Raw genomic sequence first — 9,414 nt, 5'->3', positions numbered from 1 at the left:
GGCAGCATGAAGCCGCTGGGCGGCACGGATGCGTTGTTTGAAAAACTCAAGGTAGAAGCAGTCAAGGTCCCGCAACCGGAGTTGCATATCCGTGGCGACCAGAATACCCGTTATGAGTTTGTCGGCAAGAGCATTCTGACGGCACAGCGTGCTGGCATCGCCAAGGTCGGTTTCGTCATCGAACCGCCACCGCGGAACTAAGTAAAGGAAGCATTATGGGTATGCAAATAGGTTCAGGCGGTGGCTCAGCCGATCCGGAAGTAATGATAGAAATGAACATGACGCCGTTGATCGACGTCATGCTGGTGTTGATCATCATGTTGATTATCACGATTCCTATTCAGAATCACGCGGTGAATCTGAATATGCCACAAGGCCCGTCAACAACGCCACCAACACCACCTGTCGTGGTTAATATAGACGTGGATTTTGATGGTACGGTGTCCTGGGATGGCACAGCAGTAAATCCGGCTGAGCTGGATGCCAAGCTGGCAGCAGTTGCAGCACAGCCTGATCAGCCAGAAATACATCTGCGTCCAGTTGCAGTTGTGCCTTACAAATCGGTAGCGGCAGTGATGGCGGCAGCACAGCGTCTCAATGTCACCAAGATTGGTATGGTTGGCAATGAGCAGTTCTTGAAGTAAAAGTGTATTTTGGGCTTAATACAAGTTGTAATAAAGCTTGCAGTGGCAAGGGCGGGTGTCACAGTGCGCTACGCCTTGTTCCCGGGTAAAAGTGTGATAGAAAAAGACAGGCTTAAATTATATTTAATGATACCACTTAAATACCTATTGACAGCCACTAGGGAAAAAACTTACAGTGAGACTTGGAATAGTAGCAGAAGTACAGAAACCGGTTTGGCTTAGCCTTATTACTCTATCATTTACTTTTACTTATCAATGAATAAACGAGCAGAAAATCTGTCTGAAACTGATTTGCCAGGCGCTGCAGGGCAGATATCAGTAAAACCTGCTTGTACTTACTTGATCGGTGCTGATGGTGGTGGTACTGGCACGCGAGTGGTGTTGTCCGATATCAGCGGCAAGGAACTGGCGCGTGGCAGTGCCGGACCATCTGGTCTGGCGCACGGTCGCGACAAGGCCTGGCAGGCTATCTTGCTGGCTACCCAGCAAGCCTTTGCAGAAGCCAATCTCGATATGCCCGCCCTGGCTGATATTGGAGTAGGTTGCGGCCTGGCTGGTGTTCATAATATTCACTGGGCCAGAGAGTTCGTGGCGCTTAATCCTGGCTTCGGTGCGGTCTGCGCAGAAACTGATGCCTATACCACTTTGCTGGGCGCACTCGATGGCAAGCCTGGCTCCATCATCGCCCTGGGTACTGGTAGTGTCGGTGAAGTTTTGTTACCTGGTGGTCAGCGCCGTGAAGTTGGTGGCTGGGGTTTCCCGGTCAGTGACGAGGCCAGTGGTGCGTGGCTGGGCATGCGTGCCGTCAATCATTTGCAGCGCGTGCTGGATGGTCGTGCTGACAGCAACCCTTTTGCCAGCGCCGTACTGACGCACTGCGGGGGTGATAAAGACACCGTGTTTGCCTGGCTGGCACAAGCCAACCAGACCCGTTATGCCGAGCTGGCACCATTGGTTATCCGTTTTGCCCCGGAAGTTGAGGTGGCGCGCGAGATCATGCTGGAAGCCGGTAAAGAAGTCGCTATCATGGCCAGGGCACTGGACCCTGCAAGTGAATTGCCTATCGCCCTGTGCGGCGGTCTGGCAGCACCAGTTGCGGTGTATTTGCCCGCTGAATTAAAAGCAAGAATACAAATGCCCAGGGCCGATTCGGCCACTGGTGCATTGATACTGATACAACAGCATTTGCAAGCTAAATAAATACATCAATAAGAAAGACAGACATGCTGGCACAATTGATAGACTTCAAACCTGATACAGAAAGTTCTACCCCCTTGTATCTGCAATTGGCGAACAAACTCGCGAATGGCATACATAGTGGATTGTGGCAGCCGGATGAAGCCTTGCCATCCGAGCGCATGCTGTCTGATACTCTGGAAATTTCCCGCGTTACGGCACGCAAGGCTATAGACATGCTGTGTGAGCGCGGCATGCTGACACGCAAGCATGGCTCGGGCACTTACATCACACCCAAGATAGAACAGCCGCTGTCACGCCTGACCAACTTTAGTGAAGAATTGCGCAATCGCGGTTTTGCACCAGGCTCGCGCTGGTTGTCGCGCGAAACTGGAATCGCTTCACCTGAGGAGATTTTGTCCCTCGGCCTCTCACCCAATACCGTGGTGTCGCGTCTGAAGCGTTTGCGTACTGCTGACAATGTCGTCATGGCGATAGAAAGCTCAACGATACCAGCGATGTATATGCCTAACCCCAAGCTGGTCAGCGACAGCCTGTATGGTTATCTTGAATCACATAATCTCTCACCAGCACGCGCCTTGCAGCATATTCGCGCCGTGAATGCGACTGCCGAGCAAGCCCGTCTGGCAGATATCAAACAGGGCGCGGCCATGTTGTTCATCACCCGTGTAGCCTATTTGCCGAATGGTGCCGCGATAGAACTTTCGCATTCTTATTGCCGTAGCGATTACTATGACTTTGTGGCGGAGTTGTTCAGATGAGTCTGCAACGACAAGTACAGGGACAAATACTGACACCACAAGGCTGGGTGTATGGAACTTTGGCTTTCGACGAAAAAATCCAGGCCATCACCGCTGATGCAAATGTTATGAATGTTGGTGCTGCTGATTCTGCGCCTTACATCCTGCCAGGCTTTGTTGATCTGCATGTGCATGGTGCCGGTGGCAAAGACACCATGGAAGCTGGCGATGCCGTCGAAATCATCGCCCGCAAGCATGCCAAGCATGGCACGACCAGCATGCTGGCTACCACCATGACAGCACCGCTGTCTGATCTGGAAATGGCCTTGAAGGCGATCAGGCCGCTGGTGGACAAACGCAGCAGCGGTTCTGCCCGCATACTGGGCGTGCATCTTGAAGGGCCGTATATCAATCCCGGCAAGCTTGGTGCGCAGCCAGACTTTGCTCACACCGGCTCACTCGAACAGGTACGTCACCTCGATGCAATAGCGCCGATACGCCTGATCACCGTGGCACCAGAAATGGATGGACATCTGCAACTGGTGCGTGAGCTGACCGCCATAGGCATGCAGGTACAGATAGGGCATACCCTCGGTACTTACGAAGAAGGCAAGGCAGCGCTGGAAAACGGTGCCACCGGTTTTACCCACTTGTACAACGCCATGTCACGCCTTGATCACCGCGCACCTGGCATGGTCGGTGCAGCTTTGGCGCATGCGCAGTTTTCTGAAATTATTCCCGACTTGTTGCACGTCCACCCAGGCGCCATCAAAGCCGCCATGCGTGCGATTCCGCATCTGTATTGTGTCACTGATTCCACCGCCGCTTCCGGCATGCCAGATGGGCAATACATGCTGGGCCGCCAGGTCGTGCATAAATGCCTAGGTGGCGTGCGTCTTGAAGACGGCACGCTGGCAGGCAGCACACTGACCATGGATCAGGCCTTGCGTAATCTGGTCAGCATAGGCCTGGACCTGGAAGATGCATCGAAGCGTGTTTCTACCTACGCAGCCGATTATCTGGGACTGAATGAGCGTGGCCGCCTGCAGGCTGGCAGTTACGCAGACCTGGTTGTGCTGGACCGTCAGCTCAACCTCATCGCTGTTTATGTAGAAGGAGAAAAGATTGACCTCGCAGATGCTTAAGGAAGCCAGCTCTTCCGCTGATTTTGTAGCCGAACAACTCAAACATGAAGGTGGGCGCTATGCCGAACTTGGCGCACACTTGCGCGCCAAACCACCAACATCCGTCGTCACCGTTGCCCGCGGCAGTTCAGACCATGCTGCCAATTATGCCGCTTACCTGATCATGGCCAGGGTAGGGCGCATCGTCGCCTCATTGCCCATGTCTCTGGTGACTTTGAACAAGGCACCACTGGCAGCAAAAGATGCATTGGCAATTGCGATTTCACAGTCTGGCCAAAGCCCTGACGTGGTTGAACCTATCCGTTATTTCCGTGAAGGTGGCGCGACTACCGTGGCCCTCGTCAACGACGCAGCATCGCCGCTGGCACAAAGCGCAGAATGGACCATGCCTCTGCACGCAGGCCCGGAACTGAGTGTCGCTGCGACCAAGAGCTTTATCACTTCACTGGTTGCAGGCGCACGCCTGGCAGGTCACTGGCAAAACGATGCAGAATTTTTGGCGGCGATAGAGCAATTGCCAGAATCCCTGCATGCTGCTACCAAGCTCGACTGGTCACCAGCGATAGAAGTCTTGCAACCCGCATCACGCATCATGGTGGTGGGTCGTGGCATCAGTTTCCCGGTCGCACTCGAATCTGCGCTTAAGTTCAAAGAGACCTCCGTCATTCAGGCAGAAGCTTTCAGCGGTGCAGAAATCAAGCATGGCCCCATGGCCCTGATACATGATGGTTATCCATTATTGATATTCGCAACCCGCGGCCCTGCACAAGCTGGCCTGATTGCCCTGGCAGAAGAAATGCGTGGCCGTGGCGCGAATGTCTTGCTGGCAGCGCCAGAAGATGTCAAGGAACGTAACCTGACATTGCCAGTTGCAGCAACGCCTGATCTTGATCCTGTCGTCGCAATACAAGCCTTCTACATGATGGCAGCCAACCTGTCGATTGCCCGTGGCCTGGATCCGGACAAACCTAGGCATTTGAGCAAAGTCACCAAGACAAATTGACGCAGCTAAAGCAGCAGGCTATTTTTTAAAAACTTAAAAAATATATACTGCCCCCAGTATTTTTATTAATAGCAAGATTGGTATGATTAAAATGCGAGATTGCTTAAAAATATTGGGGAGTATGTGCAATGCATCGATCTTAATGCCGAAGTTGTGCCTGATCTTGGGCATACTGCTATTAAGTTTTGGCTTGCACGGCAATGCCTTTGCCGTCCAGAAAATTGAATTCTGGACCATGAGCCTGAAGCCAAAATTCATTCCCTATTTCCAAGAACTAGTCAAAAATTATGAAGCCCAACACCCCGGCATCAAGCTCGAATGGGTGGACTTCCCTTGGGACATTCTCCAATTAAAACTGATCACCGCCATCGCTGCTGGTACACCACCGGCACTGGTGAATTTGAGCGTACCCTGGGCTGAAGAAATGGCGCGCGATGGTTTGCTTGAACCCGTCGATGCCTTGCTGGCAGCACCAGGTGCCACCAATGATTACACTGATGCGGCATTGGCCGACTTGCGTTTCAATGGCAAGTTCTATGGCTTCCCGCATTACAGCAACGTCAATGTCATTGCCTATAACCGCAAGATACTGGCAGCGGCTGGCATCTTCCAGGCACCACGCAGCATGGATGAATTGTTGACCCAGGCCGTCATGATTTCCCTCAAAACCGGCAAGCCCGGTTATGCACCTGCACTCGGCAAGATTGATGGTTTTTTCATGCAACAGGGGCTGGATTTGATGCGTGATGGCAAGGCAGTCTTCAATTCACCAGCCCATGTGACCCTGGTCAAAAAATTGGCTGCCACTTACAAGGCGGGCGGTTTTTTAAAAGATAAATTATTTGCAGAAGATAACTTTCCTGCAGTGGTAGATGCTTATCTTGGTGGTCGCCTCGGCGTCATGGTCAGCGCACCAACTGCCATCAAACGTATACAAACTGATGCACCAGAAATTTATGCGCAGACTGGTATCTTCCCCGTGCCGCCAGGGCCAACCGGCATTAATGACGGTGGCTGGATGTTCCATTTTGCCATACCCAAAGGAGTAAAGAAAAAAGATATTCCTGAAGTTGCCGCCTTCGCCCGCTACCTGACCAGCGACACCAATCAACTGGCGTTTTCCCGCATGGCTGGTGTCATGCCCACGACCAGGCAGGCACTGGCAAATCCTTATTTCAAAAAAATATTACCTAACACTGGAGCATCAGAACAAGCATTGGCGGTTGCTGCAAACTCCATGAATTCTGCACGCAGCCTGTATGTCAGTGGTATAGATGACTATGATGAATTGCGCCGCTTTCTGGTCAAGGCAGTAGAGGCGGGCGTCACTGGTCGCCGTGATATTCAGGAAGCGCTGGATGAAGCCGTAGCCATCTGGAACCGTAAATTGCAAGGGCCTAAGTTGCCATGAGTATGCCTAGCTCCGCATCCGCAATCAGCAAGCGGCGCAATCTGCTGGCTTATGCCTTCCTGGCACCAGCTTTGTTGTTGCTGCTGATGTTTTCTTTCTGGCCCGTCATGTATGGCTCTTATCTAAGCTTTACTGATTTTAGCCTGATACGCGAAGTGCATTGGGTAGGCTTCGCCAATTATCGTGCCCTGTTTGCAAATGACATGTTTTTGACAGGGCTTAAAAATTCCTTGCTGTTTTTGCTGGTCGTACCCTTCACGCAATTGGGGGCGATAACGCTGGCTGTGCTGGTGAATAATCAATTGCCTGGCATACGCTGGTTTCGCGCTGCCTATTATGTGCCTGTAGTGACGACAGTATCTGTAGTTGGCATCATGTGGGGCTTCATGTTCCACGAACAGGGCACACTCAATTATGTGCTGCTGCAATTGCATATCATCGCTGCGCCACTGGGCTGGTTATCGGACGATGCACTCGCTTTGTTTGCCGTCATGTTCGTTTCTTTCTGGCGCGGCCTGGGCTGGTATATGGTGATGTATCTGGCCGCCTTGCAGTCACTGCCAGCCGAGATGCAGGAAGCAGCCATACTCGATGGTGCCAATCGCTGGCAACGCTTCTGGCGCATCACCGTGCCCATGCTGAAGCCGACGATACTGGTCTGCAGCATCATGTCAGTATTGGCCGCTTTGAAGGCTTATCAGGAAGTCGATGTGCTGACGCAAGGTGGACCCATGAATTCCACCTTCACGGCTCTGTATTACGCTTATGACCAGGGCTTGAAACACTTGAAACTGCCGCGTGGTCTGGCTGCGAGTTTTGTTGTCTCCCTGTGCTGCATGGCGATCGCTTTCGTTTGCCTGCGCTGGCTTAAACCAGGGCACAGGGAATGAGCATGCACATCAATAAAATACTGCGCACGGTTTCGCAATATGGCTTGCTGAGCCTGATTGCCATCATCTGTATTTTCCCTTTCTGGTGGACGCTGGTGGTGGCGATGTCTACTGAAGGCAATCTGTTTGAATTTCCGCCCACTTTCTGGCCCCGTGGTATTTCGCTGGATAATTTTGTCGAGGCTTTCCGCGTCATCCCCATCATCGCTTTCTACAAGAATTCTTTGCTGATCACTTTGGCGACCGTGTTGGGCAAACTGGTCGTGTGCTCACTCGCTGCTTACCCTTTGTCGCGCATGCAGTTCAGCGGCAGCAAGCTCATCATGGGTGTGATACTGGCGACCATGATCTTGCCGTCTGAAGTCAATTTCCTGGTCAACTTCATCACCATGACCAAGATATCTTTGGTGAATACTTATACCGCTGTGGTGCTGCCAAATATTGTGACAGCAGTCTCTATACTCTTGCTAAAGCAGGCTTTTGATGAAGTGCCGCAAGACCTGCTGGACGCTGCCCGCGTCGATGGTGCCAGTGAATGGATCATCTTTTACCGCATCGTCCTGCCATTGATCACGCCATGGCTGGCGACAGTCGGCATCCTGACTGCGGTGGAGGCATGGAATGAATACATCTGGCCATCGATAGTCATCAGCAAGCCAGAAGATTTTCCCTTGTCTGCCGGTGTGCTGTATTTGCGTGGCACTTACGGCAGCAGCACCCGCGTGATTGCGGCAGGAACCATTTTGACAGTTGCACCTATATTGGTCGCCTTTTTATTTACCCAGCGCTTTTTTATGCGCGGCATGGATGGAGCAGTGAAATGACGCAAGACAACAAGCAAGAAAAAAATACGCAACAAACCCTGACACGCGAAGAAGCACGCCGCCTGGCCGGGCAACTGGTGATGATACGCATGCCCATCACCAGCCTGGATGAGGCATCGGCACAATTTTTAAAAGACAATCATATCCGTGGCATTTGCCTGTTCAGGCAAAACATGGTTGACGAAATCCAGCTGAAAAAACTGACGGCTGATCTGCGCCTTATCTTGGGGGAGGGGGCGCTGATCGGCATTGATCAGGAAGGGGGCGCAGTCGTGCGCTCCACCTGGGTACCGCAGCCCCCGGCGGCAATGTCGCTGGGGGCCAGCGATGATCCTGAGCTATGCCGCCAGGTGGGCGCTGCTGTTGCGCGCGGCGTCAAGGCCCTGGGCTTCAACTGGAACTTTGCGCCTGTGCTGGATTTGAATAACAATGTCGATAATCCCGTCATCTCTGAACGCTCGTTTGGTTCTGACCCCAAACGCGCCAGCGAACTGGCCCTGGCCTGGATGGATGGCAGCCTGGCGGAAGGCGTGGCCTGCTGCGTCAAGCATTTCCCCGGTCATGGCGATACCAATGTTGATTCCCACCGTGACCTGCCAACGGTCAACAAGAGTCTGGAAGAATTGCAGGCGCTGGAACTGGCACCTTTCCAGACCGCAGTCAGCCGCAATGCACCCGCGATGATGACGGCACATATCGTCTACCCCGCACTGGATGCAGAAAACCCTGCCACGATGTCCAAGCCCATATTGACTGGTCTGCTGCGCGATCAATGGAATTACCAGGGCGTAGTCATTACAGACGGCATGGATATGCATGCGATTGCAGGTCGCTATGGCGTAGGCAATGCCGCAGTGCGCGCCTTACTGGCCGGTGCCGACATGGTCATGGCACTGGGCACCACAGAGACACAACTGGAAACCCTGAATGCCCTGACCGAAGTGATTTTGTCAGGCCAGATTTCTCTCGCAGAAGTGCAGCAAAAACTGCAACGCATGGCAGACCTGACCAAGACCTATCCTTGCATAGACACCGCCTACCAGACCGACATGGCAGACCGTATACTCATGTCCAGCGCCTGGAAGCGTGGCCTGACTACCCAGGGCAATGCACAACCGCCTGCGAAGGGCAGCAAGCTGCGTCTCGTCATCAGCGCCGACGTCGTCAGCGATGGCGTCTCAGAAGCGGGCATCCCCGCCAATAAGGTCAGCGCCATGCTGGAGAGTCTGTACGATGTTGATACCGTCACCTTTGACAATGCCGACAGCTTTGACTGGAATGCCTTGCCAGATGATGGCTGCTTTGTCGTGCTGGCATCGACCGTACGCATACGCTACAGCAAACAGGTGCGCGATACCTGGAAGCCAGACCTGCACCTGGTCTTGTGGAACCCGTTTCAAATGCTCGACATTCAGGCACCTGCACTCATCACCTACGGCTTTGCACCGCCAGCCATAGATGCCGCACGTGCATGGTTTGCCGCAGAAGTGGTCGCCAGCGGTCAGATACCGGTCGCGGGTTTTTCCAGCGCTGCAGTAGTCCAGGCTTAAGGGAATCAGG

Annotated in this window: 10 protein-coding genes; all 10 read left to right on the top strand. The window is 53.0% G+C overall.

What is annotated here, in order from left to right:
- On the top strand, positions 1-201 hold a 201-nt coding region (locus DFR42_RS25105), incomplete at its 5' end, for an ExbD/TolR family protein (RefSeq protein ID WP_211324262.1).
- A 14-nt stretch (positions 202-215) separates the two neighbouring features.
- The gene (locus tag DFR42_RS25100; RefSeq protein WP_211324419.1) at positions 216-644 is read left to right on the top strand and encodes an ExbD/TolR family protein; all 429 of its coding nucleotides are present in this window, start codon (positions 216-218) and stop codon (positions 642-644) included.
- 255 nt (positions 645-899) lie between these two features.
- Positions 900-1,844, top strand: coding sequence for a glucosamine kinase nucleotide-binding domain-containing protein (locus DFR42_RS25095; RefSeq protein WP_110257803.1), 945 nt, complete (start codon positions 900-902; stop codon positions 1,842-1,844).
- Between the two features lie 23 nt (positions 1,845-1,867).
- Entirely contained in the window at positions 1,868-2,602 is a 735-nt protein-coding gene (locus DFR42_RS25090; RefSeq protein ID WP_110257802.1) for a GntR family transcriptional regulator, read from the top strand.
- Positions 2,599-3,726: an N-acetylglucosamine-6-phosphate deacetylase gene (nagA, locus tag DFR42_RS25085; RefSeq protein WP_211324418.1), complete on the top strand. Its 1,128-nt coding sequence runs from the start codon at positions 2,599-2,601 to the stop codon at positions 3,724-3,726. Before DFR42_RS25090 ends, nagA begins: the two co-directional genes overlap by 4 nt.
- Positions 3,719-4,729: an SIS domain-containing protein gene (locus DFR42_RS25080; protein ID WP_110257801.1), complete on the top strand. Its 1,011-nt coding sequence runs from the start codon at positions 3,719-3,721 to the stop codon at positions 4,727-4,729. Before nagA ends, DFR42_RS25080 begins: the two co-directional genes overlap by 8 nt.
- Before the next feature lie 142 nt (positions 4,730-4,871).
- Positions 4,872-6,140 carry an ABC transporter substrate-binding protein gene (locus DFR42_RS25075; protein ID WP_110257800.1) on the top strand — a complete coding sequence of 423 codons (1,269 nt, stop codon included), beginning with the start codon at positions 4,872-4,874 and terminating at the stop codon, positions 6,138-6,140.
- Positions 6,137-7,030 carry a carbohydrate ABC transporter permease gene (locus DFR42_RS25070; RefSeq protein WP_245937082.1) on the top strand — a complete coding sequence of 298 codons (894 nt, stop codon included), beginning with the start codon at positions 6,137-6,139 and terminating at the stop codon, positions 7,028-7,030. The genes DFR42_RS25075 and DFR42_RS25070 overlap by 4 nt, the downstream gene beginning before the upstream one ends.
- A 2-nt stretch (positions 7,031-7,032) precedes the next feature.
- The gene (locus DFR42_RS25065) at positions 7,033-7,854 is read left to right on the top strand and encodes a carbohydrate ABC transporter permease (RefSeq protein WP_170133673.1); all 822 of its coding nucleotides are present in this window, start codon (positions 7,033-7,035) and stop codon (positions 7,852-7,854) included.
- Entirely contained in the window at positions 7,851-9,404 is a 1,554-nt protein-coding gene (nagZ, locus tag DFR42_RS25060; RefSeq protein ID WP_245937081.1) for a beta-N-acetylhexosaminidase, read from the top strand. Before DFR42_RS25065 ends, nagZ begins: the two co-directional genes overlap by 4 nt.
- Positions 9,405-9,414 lie beyond the last annotated feature (10 nt).

The organism is Undibacterium pigrum (genome assembly GCF_003201815.1).
GTDB lineage: Bacteria > Pseudomonadota > Gammaproteobacteria > Burkholderiales > Burkholderiaceae_D > Undibacterium > Undibacterium pigrum.
This window is presented reverse-complemented; position numbering and strand designations above follow the sequence as displayed.

Coding starts and splice junctions, on each gene's coding strand:
- DFR42_RS25100 (WP_211324419.1), top strand. CDS start 216: ATGGGTATGCAAATAGGTTCAGGCGGTGGCTCAGCCGATCCGGAAGTA.
- DFR42_RS25095 (WP_110257803.1), top strand. CDS start 900: ATGAATAAACGAGCAGAAAATCTGTCTGAAACTGATTTGCCAGGCGCT.
- DFR42_RS25090 (WP_110257802.1), top strand. CDS start 1,868: ATGCTGGCACAATTGATAGACTTCAAACCTGATACAGAAAGTTCTACC.
- nagA (WP_211324418.1), top strand. CDS start 2,599: ATGAGTCTGCAACGACAAGTACAGGGACAAATACTGACACCACAAGGC.
- DFR42_RS25080 (WP_110257801.1), top strand. CDS start 3,719: ATGCTTAAGGAAGCCAGCTCTTCCGCTGATTTTGTAGCCGAACAACTC.
- DFR42_RS25075 (WP_110257800.1), top strand. CDS start 4,872: ATGCCGAAGTTGTGCCTGATCTTGGGCATACTGCTATTAAGTTTTGGC.
- DFR42_RS25070 (WP_245937082.1), top strand. CDS start 6,137: ATGAGTATGCCTAGCTCCGCATCCGCAATCAGCAAGCGGCGCAATCTG.
- DFR42_RS25065 (WP_170133673.1), top strand. CDS start 7,033: ATGCACATCAATAAAATACTGCGCACGGTTTCGCAATATGGCTTGCTG.
- nagZ (WP_245937081.1), top strand. CDS start 7,851: ATGACGCAAGACAACAAGCAAGAAAAAAATACGCAACAAACCCTGACA.